Here is a 16,413-nt window from a genome sequence, read left to right on the forward strand (position 1 = left end):
TTGACCCTGCCCCCCCGCCCACTGCTGTTCGTGCTCGCCGCGGGGTTCGTGGGCGCCGCCCTGCTGGTGCTCCCGTCCCGCCCCGTCGCGGCCCAGGCGCCGGCCGCCACGGCCCAGACCCAGCGGCCGAAGACGCCCGCCACCGGCATGGTCACGATCGAGTCCGACGTGCAGCAGGCCGACAATCAGAACGGCATCGTCACCGCCACGGGCAACGTGCGCATCGTCTACGCCGATCGCGGCATGACGGCCACCTCGCGGCAGGCCCAGTATTTCAGCAATGAGGGGCGCCTGGTGCTCACCGGCGATGTCGACGTGATCGACACCGATGGCCAGCGACTGCGGGCGGAGCGGCTGGTGTATCAGCTCGACAGCGAGCGCATGCTGGCGGAGCCGCCCGCCGGCAAACAGGTCTTCAGTAAGTTCCGCCTGCAGCAGCAGGGCACCTCCAAGCCTGACGCAGCCAAGCCTGCCACCCCCAAGCCGTGAGCCTGGTTCTGGAGAGGGTGGCCATCACCCTCGCCGGCCGCCCCCTGGTGACCGATGTGAGCCTGGATCTGCGCCCGGGGGAAGTGGTGGGGCTGCTGGGTCCGAACGGGGCCGGCAAGACGACCACCTTCAATCTGATCACCGGTCTGCTCCGGCCCGACTGCGGCGAGGTGCTCCTGGACGGGGAGTCCGTGTCCCACCTGCCGATGCCCCGCCGCGCACGCCTCGGCATCGGCTACCTCCCCCAGGAGGCGAGCGTGTTCCGCCAGCTCAGCGTCCGCGACAACCTGATGCTGGCCCTGCAGGAGAGCGGCTCGGATCCGGCCGGGCGCCGCAGCCGCCTGGACGTGCTGATCGAGGATTTCCATCTGGGCGGCTTCCAGCACCGCCGCGGCTACCAGCTCTCCGGCGGTGAGCGGCGCCGCTGCGAGGTGGCCCGGGCCCTCGCCGTGGGCGACCAGGGCCCCCGCTACCTGCTGCTCGACGAACCCTTCGCGGGGGTGGATCCCATGGCCGTCGCCGATCTCCAGGCCCTGATCGACAGCCTGCGGGGCCGGGGCATGGGCGTGCTGATCACCGATCACAACGTGCGGGAGACCCTGGCGATCACCGACCGTGCCTACATCCTGGCCGATGGCAGGATCCTTGCCTCCGGTGCCTCCCATTCCGTGGCCAACGATCCCCTGGTGCGGCGTCACTACCTCGGCGAGGGTTTCCAGCTTTGAAGGGGGCCCTGCTGGAGAAGCGCCCCACCTGGCTGCAGCTGCCGGGCGCCGAACGGCTGCGTGACTGGAAGCGGGTGCCGCGCTGGCGGGATCTGCCCCTGCTCGACCGCTGGCTACTTCAGGAACTGCTGGGCCCGCTGCTTTTCGGCATCGCCGCCTTCACGGCCGTGTCCCTCTCCGTGGGGGCGGTGTTCGAGCTGGTGCGCCGGGTGGCCGAGTCCGGCCTGCCGGTGCTGGCGGCGATGAAGGTGCTGCTGCTGAGGCTGCCCTCCTTCCTGGTGCTGTCCTTCCCGATGGCCACCCTGATGGCCACCCTGCTGGCCTACAGCCGCCTGTCGGGCAGCAGCGAGCTGACCGCCCTGCGCAGCGTGGGCGTGAGCACCCGGCGCATGGTGCTGCCGGCCATGGCCCTGGCCCTGGTGATGACCCTGCTCACCTTCGTCTTCAACGACGCGATCGTGCCGCGGGCGAATCTGGAGGCCACCAACAGCCTGGAGCGGGCCCTCGGCAAGGCCATCGCCACCGAGCAGAGCGACAACGCCCTCTATTCCCGTTTCACCGACGTCAAGCTGCCCAACGGCGAATCGGTGAAGTGGCTGACCCACATCTTCCATGCCCGCCAGTTCCGCAAGGGGGTCATGCTCGATGTCACCCTGCTCGACTTCTCACGCCACGGCTACCGGCAGATGCTCACGGCCCTCACCGGCAAGTGGAACGAGGAGGAGGGCATGTGGGAGTTCAACAAGGGCCGCATCACCAACATCGACGTGGCCACCGGCACCACCACCTCCGCCAGCTTTGACCGTTACCTCTACCCCTTCACCCGCGATCCGATCGAGGTGGCCCAGCTGCCCACCGACGCCAGCACCATGACCGTGGGCCAGGCCCTGACGGCGGAGCGGCTGTTGCTGGAGGCCAACAACACCAAGGAGGCGCGGCGGCTGCGGGTGCGGATCCAGGAGAAGTTCGCCTTCCCGGCCATCTGCCTGGTGTTCGGCCTGATCGGCAGCAGCCTGGGGGTGCGGCCCAATTCGCGCACCAGCCGCAGCCAGGGGTTCGGCATCAGCGTGCTGCTGATCTTCGGCTACTACCTGATGTCCTTCATCTTCAGCTCCCTGGGGATCACAGGCACCCTGATGCCCTTCATGGCGGCCTGGCTGCCGGTGGTCATCGGCCTGGCCGGAGGACTCTGGCTGTTGCGCCAGGCGAGCCGCTGAGGCCCCATCGGGGGGACGGCACGGCAAAGTGGATCGGTTTCGATCCGCTCCTTTGGTGAACGATCCGGTCATCGGCCTCGGCCTCGCGGCCTTCGCCCTGCTCCTGCTGGTGCTGCCCATCGCCTTCTGGTCCGTCAGCGGCGGCCACAGCAACCCGGTGGTCAGGATCCTGGTGGCCTCGGCCAATCTCTGCCTCACTGCCCAGCTGGTGCTGCGCTGGTGGGAGTCGGGCCACTTCCCGATCAGCAACCTCTACGAGTCGCTCTGCTTCCTGGCCTGGGCCTGCACCCTCACCCAGCTGCTGGTGGAGCGCAGCTGGCCCAACCCACTGGTGGCGGCGGCGGCCACCCCGATGGGCCTGGGCTGCGTGGCCTTCGCCAGCTTCGCGCTGCCGGATCGCCTCCAGGAGGCCTCGCCCCTGGTGCCGGCGCTGCGCTCCAGCTGGCTGGTGATGCACGTCAGCGTGATCATGGTCAGCTATGCCGCCCTGCTGGTGGGCTCCCTGCTGTCGGTGGCCGTGCTGTTCGTCGACCGCAACGAGGACCTCGAGCTGCGCAGCAGCTCGATCGGCAGCGGCGGCTTCCGCCAGGCCCAGCTGGCCAGCGACGGCCCCGGTGCCATGGCGCTGAGCAGCAGCAGCTTCCGCATCAGCGAGCAGCTCGACAGCCTCAGCTACCGCACGATCACGGTGGGCTTCCTGCTCCTGTCCGTCGGACTGGTGAGCGGCGCGGTGTGGGCCAATGAGGCCTGGGGCAGCTGGTGGAGCTGGGATCCCAAGGAGACCTGGGCCCTGATCTGCTGGCTCGTCTATGCCGCCTACCTGCACACCCGTCTGATCCGGGGCTGGCAGGGACGCCGACCGGCGATCGTGGCGTCGGCCGGCCTGGTGGTGATCGCCGTCTGCTACATCGGCGTGAATCTGCTCGGCATCGGCCTGCACAGCTACGGCTGGTTCCTGGGCAGCTGAGCTAACGCGCAACAAGAAAGGGCCCGTTCGTCACGGGCCCCCTCTCAAGCTCCTGCCCATCAGAAGGCCGCCAGCCATGGGCGGCCTTGCGGCCCTCAGACCAGGGCCGGCTCGGGGCGGCGGCTGTTGCGGATGCCGGTGATGGCCTCGGCGTAGTCGGCGTGGCCGAAGACCCCCGAACCGCTGACGATCGCGTTGGCGCCCGCCTCGATCACCTGCCAGGCGTTGCTGCCTTTGACGCCGCCGTCGACCTCGATCCAGGGATCCAGACCTCGCTCATCACAGAGGCGGCGCAGCTGGCGGATCTTCTCCACCTGGGAGGGAATGAAGCTCTGGCCGCCGAAGCCGGGGTTGACGCTCATGATCAGCACCAGATCACAGAGCTCCAGGCAGTACTCGAGGGTGTCGAGGGGGGTGCTGGGGTTGAGCACGGCACCGGCCATCTTGCCCAGGTCCTTGATCTGGCTGAGGTTGCGGTGCAGGTGGGGGCAGGCCTCGACCTGGACGCTGATGATGTCGGCGCCGGCCTTGGCGAAATCGGCCACGTACTTCTCGGGCTCGACGATCATCAGGTGCACGTCCAGGGGCTTGGTCGTCACCGGGCGCAGGGCCTCGACGATCAGCGGGCCGATGGTGATGTTGGGCACGAAGCGGCCGTCCATCACGTCCACGTGGATCCAGTCGGCACCGGCGGCGTCGACGGCCCGCACGTCGTCGCCGAGGCGGGAGAAGTCGGCCGAAAGGATCGACGGGGAGATCACCAGGGGCTTGGTGCTCATGGACGGCCACCGCAGCGGAAGAATGAAGGGATTGTAAGGAGCGGCCCACCATGGGTCTCCCGGGGTGCTCCCGGGCGCGCTGATACGATGGCCCCGCTTCGACTCCGAGAGGCCTTGCAGCGGCTGGATCTTTCCCCGCTTTGCCTGCGGTCCGCCTCCGGCGTGCCGGCCCCTCGTTGAGGCCCCTCCCCCTGCCGGACCGTTGTGGATCGCACTCTTATCCAGGAACTGCTCGAAGTCGTCGAGCAGGCCGCCATTGCCTCTGCCCGCCTGACCGGGCTCGGCAAGAAGGACGAAGCCGATGCGGCCGCCGTCGAGGCGATGCGCACCCGCATGGGCAGCATTGCCATGCAGGGCCGGATCGTCATCGGGGAAGGGGAGCGCGATGAAGCCCCCATGCTTTACATCGGCGAGGAAGTCGGCAGCGGCACCGGCCCCGGTGTCGACTTCGCCGTCGACCCCTGCGAAGGCACCAACCTCTGCGCCAACGCCCAGGACGGCTCGATGGCCGTACTCGCCGCCAGCGACCGCGGCGGCCTGTTCTATGCCCCCGACTTCTACATGAAGAAGCTGGCGGCGCCCCCGGCCGCCAAGGGCAAGGTGGACATCCGCAAGAGTGCCACCGAGAACATCGCCATCCTGAGCGAGTGCCTCGGCATCCCCGCCAGCGACCTCACCATCGTGGTGATGGACCGCGCCCGCCACAAGGCCCTGATCGCCGAGATCCGCGCCACCGGCGCCCGCGTCAAGCCGATCAGCGACGGTGACGTGCAGGCCGCCATCGCCTGCGGCTTCGCCGGCACCGGCACCCACTGCCTGATGGGCATCGGCGCCGCCCCCGAGGGTGTGATCTCCGCCGCCGCCCTGCGGGCCCTCGGCGGCCACTTCCAGGGCCAGCTGGTGTACGACCCCGCCGTCGCCCAGACCAGCGAGTGGGCCGACTACACCAAGGAGGGCAACATCGCCCGCCTCAACGAGATGGGCATCACCGACGTCGACAAGGTCTATGAGGCCGAAGAGCTCGCCTCCGGCGAGAACGTGGTCTTCGCCGGCAGCGGCATCACCCCCGGCCTGCTGTTCAACGGCGTGGTCTTCGAGGCCGACTGCACCCGCACCAGCAGCCTGATCATCAGCACCCTCGACCGCAGCGCCCGCTTCACCGATACGGTGCATATCAAGGAGGGCGCCAAGAGCATCGCCCTGCGCTGATCCCACCAGAGTCCGGACCTCGGAGCCCGCCTCCATGCACATCGCCGTCGTCGGTCTGAGCCATCGCACGGCTCCGGTGGAAATCCGCGAGCGCCTGAGCATCCCCGAGCAGACCATGGAGGATTCCCTCCAGAGGCTGCGGGCGGATGAGCAGGTGATCGAGGCCTCGATCCTGAGCACCTGCAACCGGCTGGAGATCTACACGCTCCTGCGCCATCCCGAACAGGGCATCACGGCCGTCGGCGACTTCCTCAGCCGCCAGTCCGGTCTGGCGCTGGAGGAGCTGCGCCCCCATCTGTTCACCTACCACCACGAGGAGGCCGTGGGCCACCTGCTGCGGGTGGCCGCCGGGCTCGACAGCCTGGTGCTGGGAGAGGGTCAGATCCTTTCCCAGGTGAAGAAGATGGTGCGCCTCGGCCAGGAGCACCGCTCCGTGGGCCCGATCCTCAACCGCCTGCTCAACCAGGCGGTGAGCACCGGCAAGCGGGTGCGCACCGAGACCAACCTGGGCACCGGGGCGGTGTCGATCAGCTCGGCGGCCGTCGAGCTGGCCCAGCTGAAGGTGGGCCAGGCCCGGGGCACCGATGAGCTGGTGCCGCTGGACCAGGAGCAGGTGGCGGTGGTGGGGGCGGGCCGCATGGCCCGGCTGCTGCTTCAGCACCTGCAGGCCAAGGGCTGCCGGGGGGTGGTGGTGCTCAACCGCACCGTCGCCCGGGCCGAGGCCCTGGCGGCCGATTTCCCCGCCCTGCCCGTGCAGTGCCGTCCCCTGGACGACCTCGACCACTGCCTGAGCACCTGCTCGCTGGTGTTCACCAGCACCGGCGCCGAGGAGCCGATCATCACGGCCCGGCGGCTGGAGGGCCTCAACCGCCGCTCCAGCCTGATGCTCATCGATATCGGTGTGCCCCGCAACATCAGCGCCGATGCGGCCGAACTCCAGGGTGTCGACAGCTTCGACGTCGACGATCTCCAGGAGGTGGTGGCCCGCAACCAGGAGGCCCGGCGGGAGATGGCCGCCGAGGCCGAGGGGCTCCTGGCCGAGGAATCACGCCTGTTCCTGGAATGGTGGGACGGCCTCGAGGCGGTGCCCTTGGTCAACCGGCTGCGTCTCCAGCTGGAGGACATCCGCGAGCAGGAGCTGCAGAAGGCCCTCAGCCGCATGGGCCCGGACCTTTCCGCCCGGGAGCGGAAGGTGGTCGAAGCCCTCAGCAAGGGGATCATCAACAAGATCCTGCACACGCCCGTCACCCGGCTGCGCGCCCCCCAGCCCCGCCAGCAGCGGCGGGCGGCCATGGGGGTGCTGCAGGACCTCTTCGAGCTTCACGACGACCCGCCGGAGGCCTGAGCCCCGCCCCCCGGGAGGGTCCCCGCTTCACCGGCACCAGCACCCCATTTCACTGCAACGGAACATGAACCGAGAAGCAGCAGCGCGGCGCTCCGCGTCACCACGCTCCAGTACGGTCTGGCCAGCCAAGGACCGAGGACTGGGCTCATGAAACGCGTTCTGGCCATCATCCTGGGAGGCGGTGCGGGAACGCGTCTCTACCCCCTCACCAAGATGCGGGCGAAGCCCGCCGTTCCCCTCGCCGGGAAATACCGACTGATCGATATTCCCATCAGCAACTGCATCAACTCGGAGATCAACAAGATCTACGTGCTGACGCAGTTCAACAGCGCCTCGCTCAACCGTCACCTGACGATGAGCTACAACCTCTCCTCCGGCTTCGGCCAGGGCTTCGTGGAGGTGCTCGCCGCCCAGCAGACCCCCGACAGTCCCAGCTGGTTCGAAGGCACGGCCGACGCGGTGCGCAAGTACCAGTGGCTGTTCCAGGAGTGGGACGTGGACCACGTGCTGATCCTCTCCGGTGACCAGCTCTACCGGATGGACTACAGCAAGTTCGTGCAGCACCACATCGACTGCGGCGCCGAGCTGACGGTGGGTGCCCTGCCGGTGGATGCGGCCCAGGCGGAGGGCTTCGGCCTGATGCGCACCTCTTCCGACGGCCGGATCCTGGAGTTCAGCGAGAAGCCCAAGGGCGACGCCCTGGAGGCCATGCGGGTCAACACCGAGAGCCTCGGCCTCTCCGCCGAGGAGGCCGCCAAGCGGCCCTACCTGGCCTCGATGGGGATCTACGTCTTCAACCGCAACACCCTGTTCGACCTGCTGGCCAGCCATCCGGAGGCCACCGATTTCGGCAAGGAGATCATCCCCGCCTCCCTCGGCCGTGGTGACCACCTGCAGACCTTCCTCTTCGACGACTACTGGGAGGACATCGGCACGATCGGGGCGTTCTACGAGGCCAACCTGGCCCTCACTGACCAGCCCAACCCGGCCTTCTCCTTCTACGACGAGAAGTTCCCCATCTACACCCGGCCCCGCTACCTGCCCCCCAGCAAGCTGCAGGACGCCCAGGTGACCCAGTCGATCATCGGGGAGGGATCCCTGCTCAAGGCCTGCAGCATCCACCACTGCGTGCTTGGTGTGCGCTCCCGGGTCGAAGACGAAGTCGTCCTCCAGGACACCCTGTTGATGGGGGCCGACTTCTTCGAATCCTCCGAGGAACGCCTCGTGCTGCGCGAGCGGGGCGGCACCCCGATCGGCGTGGGCCGGGGCACCACGGTGAAGGGGGCGATCCTCGACAAGAACGTGCGCATCGGCCGCGACGTCACCATCGTCAACAAGGACCGGGTGGAGGAGGCCGACCGACCGGAGCTCAACTTCTACATCCGCAACGGCATTGTCGTGGTGGTGAAGAACGGCACGATCGCCGACGGCACCGTCATCTGAGGACCGCGCCGGGGGAGGGCTGGGCCAGCAGTTGCTGACATCCCCCCCCGGGACACCGACGCTCCGCCGACCGCTGGCCACAGTGGCGATGAAGCAAGACATCCACGCTCCTATGGGCAAGGCGCATTTCGGACTCATCGGCCTCGGCGTGATGGGTGAGAATCTGGTCCTCAACGCCGAGAGAAATGGGTTCTCGAGCGTCGTCTACAACCGGACCTACGCCAAGACCGAGGAGTTCCTGGCCGGACGCGGCGCCGGCAAGGACATCGTGGGAGCGGCCACCCTCGAGGAGTTCGTGGCGGCGCTGGAGCGGCCCCGCCGCATCCTGATGATGGTGAAGGCGGGCGATCCGGTGGATGCCACCATCGCCAGCATCTCGCCGCTGCTCGAGGAAGGCGATCTGCTGATCGACGGCGGCAACTCCCTCTACACCGACACCGAACGGCGGGTCAAGGAGCTGGAGAGCAAGAGCTTCGGCTACATCGGCATGGGCGTCTCCGGTGGCGCCAAGGGGGCCCTGGAGGGGCCGAGCATGATGCCCGGCGGCACCAAGGCGGCCTACGACGCCATCGAGAGCCTTGTCACCAAGATGGCCGCCCAGGTGGAGGACGGCCCCTGCGTCACCTACATCGGCCCCGGTGGCGCCGGCCACTTCGTCAAGACCGTCCACAACGGCATCGAGTACGGCATCGAGCAGATCCTGGCCGAGGCCTACGACCTGATGAAGCGCATCGGCGGCCTCGATGGCGACGCCATGGCCGACGTGCTCGGGGGCTGGAACCAGACCGAAGAGCTGGCTTCCTTCCTGGTGGAGATCACCGAGGTGTGCCTGCGCACCAAGGATCCCGAAAGCGGCGGTGACCTGGTGGAACTGATCGTCGATGCCGCCGGCCAGAAGGGCACCGGCCTGTGGACCGTCGTCAGCGCCCTGGAGATGGGGGTGCCCGTGCCCACCATCTACGCCGCCCTCAACGCCCGCGTGCTGAGCTCCCTGCGCAGCGAGCGGATGGCGGCCGAGGCGGTCCTGCACGCCCCCGCCCCCCACAGCTTCCCGCTGGGCGAGCCCGCCACTGGCATGGCGCCGCTGCGGGATGCCTGCATCCTGGCCTGCATCGCCAGCTACGGCCAGGGCATGGCCCTGCTGCAGGAGGCCTCGAAACTCCACGACTACAACCTCGACTTTTCGGCCATCGGCCAGATCTGGAAGGGGGGCTGCATCATCCGGGCCCGGCTGCTGCAACGCATCCAGGACGCCTACGGCACCGATCCCTCCCTGCCCAACCTGATGCTCGATCCCTGGTTCGCCGCCCAGGTCAACCAGCGCCTGGCCGGCCTGCGCCAGGTGGTGGCGGGGGCGGCCCTGGCTGGCATTCCCGTGCCCTGCCTCAGCAGCACCCTCGACTACATCGACAGCTACCGCACCGGTCGCCTGCCCCAGAACCTGGTGCAGGCCATGCGCGACTGCTTCGGCTCCCATACTTATGAGCGCACGGACCGCCCCGGCGCGTTCCACACCGAGTGGCTCGTTTGACCGAACCAAGCACGCGCTACCAGCTGATCGTCGCCACCAGCCCGGAAGATCTGGCCCGCCAGGCAGCGGAGCAGATCGCCACCGGCATCGATCTGGCCCTGGCGGAGCGGGACCGGGCCCAGATCGCCCTGGCGGGTGGCGAAACCCCCCGGGCGGCCTACGCCCGGCTGGCCGAGGAGCACCTGCCCTGGGAGCGGGTCGATGTCCTGCTGGGGGATGAGCGCTGGGTGCCGGCCGACGACCCCTCCAGCAATGCCCGCATGCTGCGGGAAACCCTGCTGGCCCAGTCGCCGGCCAGCCGCGCGCGCTTCCACCCGGTGCCCACCGACCGCCCCACCCCGCAGGCCAGCGCCGAGGCCTACGCCTCCGAGCTGGCGGTGCTCTGCCCCGGCGCGCTGCCCCGCTTCGATGTGCTGCTGCTGGGCCTGGGTGACGACGGCCACACCGCCTCCCTGTTCCCCGGCACGGCGGCCCCCGGTGTCAGCGATCGTCCGGTCACCATTGGCGAGGGCAAGGGCCTGCCCCGCATCACCCTCACCGCGCCGGTGCTCTCGGCGGCCCGCCGGGTGATCTTCCTGGTCAGCGGCGCCGGCAAGCGCCAGGCGCTCGCCCGGCTGCTCGACCCGAGTGAGCCCGCCGAGCGCACCCCCGCCCGGCTGGTGCGGCCGGCCGGCGTGGTGGTGATCCTGGCCGATGCCGCCGCCGCCGCCGACCTCCCCGGCGCCTGAGGGCTCCCATGCCGGTGATCCGCGGCGATGGCTTCAGTGGCTGGCATGCCCTCAACGACACCGTGATGGGCGGCCGCAGCAGCGGCAGCTGCACGGTCAGCAGCCGCGGGCTGCGGCTGGAGGCGGAGGTGGTGGAACAGGGCGGCGGCTTCGTGAGCTGCCGTTCGCCGGTGTTCTCCCCGCCCCTCGATCTCTCGGAGCAGGCCGCCTTCGAGCTGGAGCTCCACGGCGATGGCCGCCATTACAAGCTGGCGGTGGCCTGCGCCGACGGGGTGGCGGGTCTCACCGAGATGATCCCCGGCGGCGTGCGCTGGGTGGCCAACTTCGCCACCGACCCGGCGGGCCCCTGCCGGGTGAGGATCCCCTTCGCCCAGCTGCGGCCCTCGATCCGGGCCAAGCCGATCGAGGCTTTGCCCCTCGGCCTGCCCCTGCGCTTCGACGCCCAGCGCATCACCCGGCTGCAGATCCTGCACTCGAAGTTCGGTGATGACGGCTCCGCCAACCCGGGCTTCCGGGCCGGCCCGCTCAGCCTGGAGCTGATGGCGATCGATGCCGTCGCCTGAGTCCTCCATCGGCAGCGCCAACACCGACCTCTGCCAGCTGGTGGCGGCGGCGGCCGATCTCTGCCGCAGACCCCTGCGCCATGCGGTGGTCAACCCCGACCCAGGCGCCCTGGGGGCTGGGGTGGAGGCGGCGGCCGAGGAGGTGGACAGCCTGGATCTCTGCCTGCGGCTGGAGGCCCGCACACCCGAGGGCGAACGGGTGCCGACGGAGGATCTGGAGCTGGAGATCTACCGCAGCGGTGAGGATTTCAACCTCACCCTGGCCTGGCGCCAGGGGGAGGACCATCCCCTGCTGTGGCAGGGCAGCCATCCGGTCTGGATGGATGGGGCCACGGGGCTGCGCTGCAGCTGTCCGCCCCAGGGGGAGCCGCTGGAGGCCCTGGCCCGCCGCCTGCGGGCCCTGCTGCGGCCCGATCAGGGCTGAGGCGAAGGCAGCACCATCAGCAGCGATCCGGTCCCCATCGGCGACGGCAGCGGCCAGAGTTCCGCCCTGGTCTGCAGGGTGTGGCCATCGCGATGGCGCAGGGGAAAGGACTCGCTGACGAACAGCGGCCCATCGGCGGGCGCGTCGGTGGGGGCGGCGGCCATGGCCTCTTCCGGCAGCTGGCAGAACAGGGAGGCCGGTGACCCCACCAGGCTGTCGCGCTCGAAGCCGATCCGGTGGCACAGGCTGGCGTTGACCATCACCACCCGCTGGTTGCCGTCGAACACCGCCACCGAGAAGCTGGGGCTTCGGACCAACGTCTCGAACAGGACCGAGAGATCGCGGCCATGCTCCTGGGCCTGGCGCTGCTGGGTGACGTCGGAGAGGGTGCCGACCACATAGCGATCCATCTCCTCGGTGAGCACCTTGGCGTTCTCCGTCACCCAGCGCTGCTCGCCATCGCGGCGGATGATCCGGTACTGCACCGACCAGCCCCCCTCGGCCGGGTCCCGGGCGGCCCAGACCCGATCCCTGTCCTCCGGAAGGATGGCGTCATCGAGCAGCTGGGGATGGGCAAACAGCTCGGCCGGGCTCCAGCCCGTCAGGGGCAGGATGCGCTGGCTGGCATAGAGCAGCCGCTGAAGGCTGGCGTCCCGCTTCCAGACCGCCTCCTCGAGGGCATCGGTGAGGGTGGAGAAGGAATCCAGGGAGTCCTCGGCGGCCTGGCGCAGGGCCAGCAGTTCCGACACGTCGGTGAGGGTGATGATCGCCCCGAGCCGCTGCCCCTCCCGTTCCTGGTAGGGCAGCACCTGGGCCAGGTAGGCGATGTCCTCGTTGACCGCCTCGATGTTGCGCCGGGGAGAACCGTCCACCACCTCCATCAGGGCCGACCGCAGTCCCGGCAGGGGCACCGTGGTGGGAATCCCCAGCAGGGGCCGGCCGATGTCGTCGTCCACCAGGGCGAACACCCGCACCGCCAGGGGCGTGAACCGGGTGATGCACAGCTCCCGGTCGACGATGACCATGCCCTGGTTGAGGGAGTTCTGGATGTTCTCCAGGTCGGTGCTGAGCAGTTGCAGGTCCGTGCTCCTGGCCCGCAGCTCCTGGTTGAGGGTGGCCAGTTCCTCGTTGGTGGCCTGCAGCTCCTCGTTGGAGGATTCCAGCTCTTCGTTGGACGACTGCAGCTCCTCCGATGAGGCCTGCAGTTCTTCGGCCGAAGCCTCCAGTTCCTCGTTGGCCTCCTCCAGATCCGCCAGGGAGCGGCGCAGGGTGTCGTGGCTGGTGAGCAGCTCCTTCTCCAGCCGGGCGATCTGCTGATCGAACTCCGGGTCCCGGATCAAAGGAGCATCCGTTGGGGCCTGCTCCGAGCCGTCGAGGGGTTCCTGCAGGAAGCTGAGCAGGGTCAGCACCCGCTCGTTGACCTGGAGCGGCCGGGCCTCCAGCTGCAGGTGAATGGCGAAGTTCGGCAGGTGAAGCCGCCGGCTGCGGACCGGCTGGCCATCGGCCCGCACGATCAGCAGCAGGGCGCGGGCCTCGGCCTGCAGCTCCGGCAGCAGGAAGGACGTGGCGGCCGTGGAGATCCGGCCTTCAGGGAGCCGGCAGAAGGGACTGACATCGCCGATCACCTCCACCAGTCCGTGGTTTTCATCGAGGATCACGCAGGGGGGAGAGGTGCTGCGGACCAGGGCCTCGAGGGTGGCGACATGCTCCTCGACCACGGTCTCCCTCAGGATCGAGATCCGCCCGACCGGGGTGAACAGGGTCGGTGGGCGCTGGGAGGGCTGGATGGCCGCGGTGTAGCGGGCGGACTGGTGTTCCGCGGTGCGATGGAAGATGCGGTGGTCGGCGTTGGCCACCTCGAAGCCCTCGGTCCGGTGGCCCAGCGACTCCGTGCGGCCGAGGAACAGCAGACCCGCGGGGAGAAGGCCGAAACGGAACTGCGCCAGCACCCGATCCTGCAGGGGCTGGGTGAAGTAGATGAGGGTGTTGCGGCTGGAGATCAGGTCCAGACGCGGGAAGGGCGGATCGACGGCCACGTTGTGGCGGGCGAAGACCACGCAGTTGCGCAGGGCCTCGCAGATCTGGATCTCGCCGTTGAACGGCACCACGAAGCGTTCCCGCAGCGTTTCCGGGATGGCCAGGCTGGAGGCCGCCGGATAGGTGGCCCGGCGCGCCACGGCCAGGCTGTCCTCGTCGAGGTCGGTGCCGAAGATCTTGAGGTGATGGGTCAGGTCCTGGGGGTGGCCGAGCACCTCGCTGATCAGCATCCCGATCGAATAGACCTCCTCGCCGGTGGCACAGCCCGGCACCCACACCCTCAGGCGGTCCTTGCGGGTGCGCTGGGCTAGGTAGGCCTGCAGGAGTTCGCCGAGGACCGCGAACGACTCCGGGTCGCGGAAGAAGGAGGTGACGGTGACCAGCAGGTTGTGGACGAGGGCCGAGGCCTCCCTGCTGTCGGCCGCCAGCACCTGCAGGTACTCCTCCATGTTGTCCATCTGGCGGATCGCCATGCGCCGCGCCAGCTGACGCTGCAGGGTGGACGCCTTGTACTGGCTGAAATCGATGCCGCTGTTGTGCAGCAGCAGCTCCAGGGCACTGGAGACGTTGAGGCTCCTGGGGTCGGGAACGTTCAGCTCGACCCAGTCGCCGCTCGAGCCCATCAGGTCGCAGAGGTGACGGCCGATGGCGGCCGGCTCAAGGACGAGGTCGGCCCCACCCATGGCGACGGCGGCGGTGGGCATGGCGGCGAACCGGGCGCTCTCGGGGGTCTGGGCGATGGTGAGCCCACCGGCAGCCCGCACGGCCCGCAGGCCGCGGGCCCCGTCGGAGCCGGTGCCCGAGAGCACCACGGCGGCCCCATGGCCATTCCAGTGGTCGGCGATCGACTCGAACAGACGGTCGATGCTGGGGCTTGGGCCGAAGCGGGGTTCGGGCGCCACCAGCTTCACCCGGTTCCCCTCGACGCTGATGTCGTGGTTGGGGGGGCAGACGCTGACCGTGTCCGGCAGCAACATGCTCCCGTCGACCGCCTCGACCACCTGCAGCTCGGTGACCCGTGCCAGCAGTTCGACCATCAGGCTGCCGTGGTCGGGCGAGAGGTGCTGGGCCACCACATAGGCCACGCTGCCGCCGTGGGAGAGGCTGCCGAGAAGGGCCTGCAGGGCCTCCAGGCCGCCTGCCGAGGCCCCGATGCCCACCAGATGCATGTCGGGTTCGGAACCGGGGGGCGTGGATGGCGCCGGGGAAGACTCCGATTCACTGGATTCTTCCATCGATATCCGCACCGTGAAGGTTGGATCTCAATGTAAGCCGCCGGGGCCCTCCAGGCCGACGCTGCGTGAAGAACAGCACCGCTGGCAGCGCGGCGGGTGGAGCCGGAATCGGAGCGCGATGGTTCTAAAGCGTTTCATCAGAGATGATCACTGTCATGAATGATCATGAAAGCTGTCATCGAGATGCCAATCTTGTATGAGAAGGGAGCTCAAGAGCAAGGCCCCATCGGAGTGTGAACAGCGTGTGAACAGCTAACGACTCGGCAGAAGCTGCGCGTTTGTTGTGATAAGCTTATTGAACAGAGGAAATAACAGGAGGTGAGGCTTCGTATGTGCAGCGAGCCTTTCTTTCCTAGTCAATGGCACCCTGAAGCAGGCCATTTCCCCAATCCCCTGCTGCGTCAGCTCCGGCTGAGTGAGGATTCCGAGTCCTGCGTGTCTTTGCTGCAGCAGGCCCTGCCGCTGGTGGAGATCATCCCGCTGGAGCCCGAGTCCTCCTGGTGGTATTACGGCGCCAATCTTCACCTCGGCAGCCTCGTGGCGACGGCCTGGACGGCCAGGCCGATGCGGATGGCTTTTTCCGAACGTCAGGAGCACATCGTTGTCCTGGGGTACGGCGGAGAACAGCGGCTGCGCCAGGCCTCCACCACCTGGCCCTGTGTCAAGGGAGGCTGTGTGCTGATGGCGAGTGCGGCCTGCACGATGGAGAGCACCCTCTCGTCGGCCGTGGCTTTCGCTCTGACCAGGGATCGACTGCTGGAGACGGCGATGGCCATGGGGGGGTATCTGCAGAAGCCGAAAGGCTGGGAAGAAAGTGTTGCCCAGGCCCATGGTTGGAGCCCGCCCCTGAATCAGTTCGCCCCTTCCCTGCTGACGGCGTTGCAGCAGACCGTCGCCATGGCGGGGCAGCTGTCGGGGTATGGCCTTGGGTTGCTGGATCGCCTCCAGTTCGACGACCAGATCTATCGGTTGATGGTGGCCATGCTGCTGCCGGAGATCCGCCAGGACAAGACCCTGGATCGGCTCCTGCACCGGCAGACCCAGGGCCGGGATTCCTTCGACGAACTGATCGACTACATCAAGCAGAATCTGGGCGAGCCGCTCACCCTCACCGACCTGGAATCGAGGAGTCATTACTCCCGCAGGTCCCTGCAATATGCCTTCGCCGAGCGCATGGGCTGCACCGCCACCAAGTGGATCAAGATGCAGCGTCTTGACCGGGCTCGGCAACGGCTGGAGCGGCCGACTCCGAACGACACGGTGGGGAGCATCGCCCGCGAGTGCGGCTATCGCTCCCTGGGACTGTTCAGCGTGGATTTCCAGCAGCGCTTCCATGTCAAGCCGTCCCAGCTGCTGCGCGAGTCCCGGCCGGAGTAGCCGGGACCCGCCGTGGTCACGCCCGGCGTCGGAACCCATCCGCCGACTCCATGCGGCCCTGGTTGTGCTCGCTGGGGTGCCCGCCCTGGAGGGCCGACTCCAGCAGGTAGGCGGCCAGGTTGGAGAGGGAGCGTCCCTGGACGTTGCTGCGCTCCACCAGGGCCTGGTAGGCGTTGTAGGGAACGGTGATGGTGACACGCACCGGCCGCAGGAAGGGACCGGGTTCGGAGTTGCTTCGCATGGGTCGATCGGGGGGGCTGCCTCTGCTCTAAGCCCGATTCCATGGCCTGCGGACAGGCGCTTCACAGTGAGCCGGAACCCCTCCGTGGACCAGATGCCAGTGC

15 protein-coding genes are annotated in these 16,413 nt (G+C 68.5%); 12 read left to right on the forward strand and 3 right to left on the reverse strand.

What is annotated here, in order from left to right:
- From KUG38_RS10220 to ccsB, 4 genes are read left to right on the forward strand one after another with little or no spacing between them, the layout of a single operon-like run.
- On the forward strand, window positions 1-489 hold the full coding sequence (locus tag KUG38_RS10220) for an LptA/OstA family protein (RefSeq protein ID WP_233133815.1): 489 nt from the start codon (window positions 1-3) through the stop codon (window positions 487-489).
- Window positions 486-1,214 (forward strand): LPS export ABC transporter ATP-binding protein, encoded by a 729-nt coding sequence (lptB, locus tag KUG38_RS10225; protein WP_216921072.1) that lies wholly within the window; start codon window positions 486-488, stop codon window positions 1,212-1,214. Before KUG38_RS10220 ends, lptB begins: the two co-directional genes overlap by 4 nt.
- 56 nt (window positions 1,215-1,270) lie before the next feature.
- Complete coding sequence (locus KUG38_RS10230) at window positions 1,271-2,431, forward strand: LptF/LptG family permease (RefSeq protein ID WP_216921737.1); 1,161 nt, start codon at window positions 1,271-1,273, stop codon at window positions 2,429-2,431.
- Window positions 2,432-2,486: 55 nt separating this feature from the next.
- Entirely contained in the window at window positions 2,487-3,398 is a 912-nt protein-coding gene (ccsB, locus tag KUG38_RS10235) for a c-type cytochrome biogenesis protein CcsB (protein WP_216921074.1), read from the forward strand.
- A gap of 95 nt (window positions 3,399-3,493) precedes the next feature.
- On the opposite strand, the gene rpe is transcribed toward ccsB, so the two are convergent.
- Window positions 3,494-4,177, reverse strand: a complete 684-nt coding sequence (gene rpe, locus KUG38_RS10240) for a ribulose-phosphate 3-epimerase (protein ID WP_216921076.1) — start codon at window positions 4,175-4,177, stop codon at window positions 3,494-3,496.
- Between the two features lie 204 nt (window positions 4,178-4,381).
- Here rpe and glpX point away from each other — a divergent pair, with 204 nt between their 5' ends.
- The 7 genes from glpX (at window position 4,382) to KUG38_RS10275 (ending at window position 11,420) form a co-directional block, all read left to right on the forward strand.
- Window positions 4,382-5,386: a class II fructose-bisphosphatase gene (glpX, locus tag KUG38_RS10245; RefSeq protein ID WP_216921078.1), complete on the forward strand. Its 1,005-nt coding sequence runs from the start codon at window positions 4,382-4,384 to the stop codon at window positions 5,384-5,386.
- A gap of 34 nt (window positions 5,387-5,420) precedes the next feature.
- Complete coding sequence (locus KUG38_RS10250) at window positions 5,421-6,731, forward strand: glutamyl-tRNA reductase (protein WP_216921080.1); 1,311 nt, start codon at window positions 5,421-5,423, stop codon at window positions 6,729-6,731.
- A 147-nt stretch (window positions 6,732-6,878) separates the two neighbouring features.
- Window positions 6,879-8,174 carry a glucose-1-phosphate adenylyltransferase gene (locus tag KUG38_RS10255; protein ID WP_216921082.1) on the forward strand — a complete coding sequence of 432 codons (1,296 nt, stop codon included), beginning with the start codon at window positions 6,879-6,881 and terminating at the stop codon, window positions 8,172-8,174.
- A gap of 112 nt (window positions 8,175-8,286) precedes the next feature.
- On the forward strand, window positions 8,287-9,705 hold the full coding sequence (gene gnd, locus KUG38_RS10260) for an NADP-dependent phosphogluconate dehydrogenase (protein WP_216921084.1): 1,419 nt from the start codon (window positions 8,287-8,289) through the stop codon (window positions 9,703-9,705).
- Window positions 9,702-10,433, forward strand: coding sequence for a 6-phosphogluconolactonase (gene pgl / locus KUG38_RS10265; protein WP_216921085.1), 732 nt, complete (start codon window positions 9,702-9,704; stop codon window positions 10,431-10,433). Before gnd ends, pgl begins: the two co-directional genes overlap by 4 nt.
- A gap of 8 nt (window positions 10,434-10,441) precedes the next feature.
- Complete coding sequence (locus KUG38_RS10270) at window positions 10,442-10,996, forward strand: CIA30 family protein (RefSeq protein WP_216921087.1); 555 nt, start codon at window positions 10,442-10,444, stop codon at window positions 10,994-10,996.
- Window positions 10,983-11,420 (forward strand): DUF8659 family protein, encoded by a 438-nt coding sequence (locus KUG38_RS10275; protein WP_216921089.1) that lies wholly within the window; start codon window positions 10,983-10,985, stop codon window positions 11,418-11,420. The genes KUG38_RS10270 and KUG38_RS10275 overlap by 14 nt, the downstream gene beginning before the upstream one ends.
- On the opposite strand, the gene KUG38_RS10280 is transcribed toward KUG38_RS10275, so the two are convergent.
- On the reverse strand, window positions 11,411-14,626 hold the full coding sequence (locus KUG38_RS10280) for a chemotaxis protein CheB (RefSeq protein ID WP_216921091.1): 3,216 nt from the start codon (window positions 14,624-14,626) through the stop codon (window positions 11,411-11,413). The genes KUG38_RS10275 and KUG38_RS10280 overlap by 10 nt on opposite strands.
- A gap of 501 nt (window positions 14,627-15,127) precedes the next feature.
- Between KUG38_RS10280 and KUG38_RS10285 the strand changes: the two genes are divergently transcribed.
- Entirely contained in the window at window positions 15,128-16,069 is a 942-nt protein-coding gene (locus KUG38_RS10285) for a helix-turn-helix domain-containing protein (RefSeq protein WP_216921093.1), read from the forward strand.
- A gap of 16 nt (window positions 16,070-16,085) precedes the next feature.
- On the opposite strand, the gene KUG38_RS10290 is transcribed toward KUG38_RS10285, so the two are convergent.
- Window positions 16,086-16,310 carry a ribbon-helix-helix domain-containing protein gene (locus KUG38_RS10290; protein ID WP_216921094.1) on the reverse strand — a complete coding sequence of 75 codons (225 nt, stop codon included), beginning with the start codon at window positions 16,308-16,310 and terminating at the stop codon, window positions 16,086-16,088.
- Window positions 16,311-16,413: the final 103 nt, after the last annotated feature.

It is taken from the genome of Synechococcus sp. CCAP 1479/9 (assembly GCF_019038535.1).
Classification (GTDB): domain Bacteria; phylum Cyanobacteriota; class Cyanobacteriia; order PCC-6307; family Cyanobiaceae; genus Cyanobium.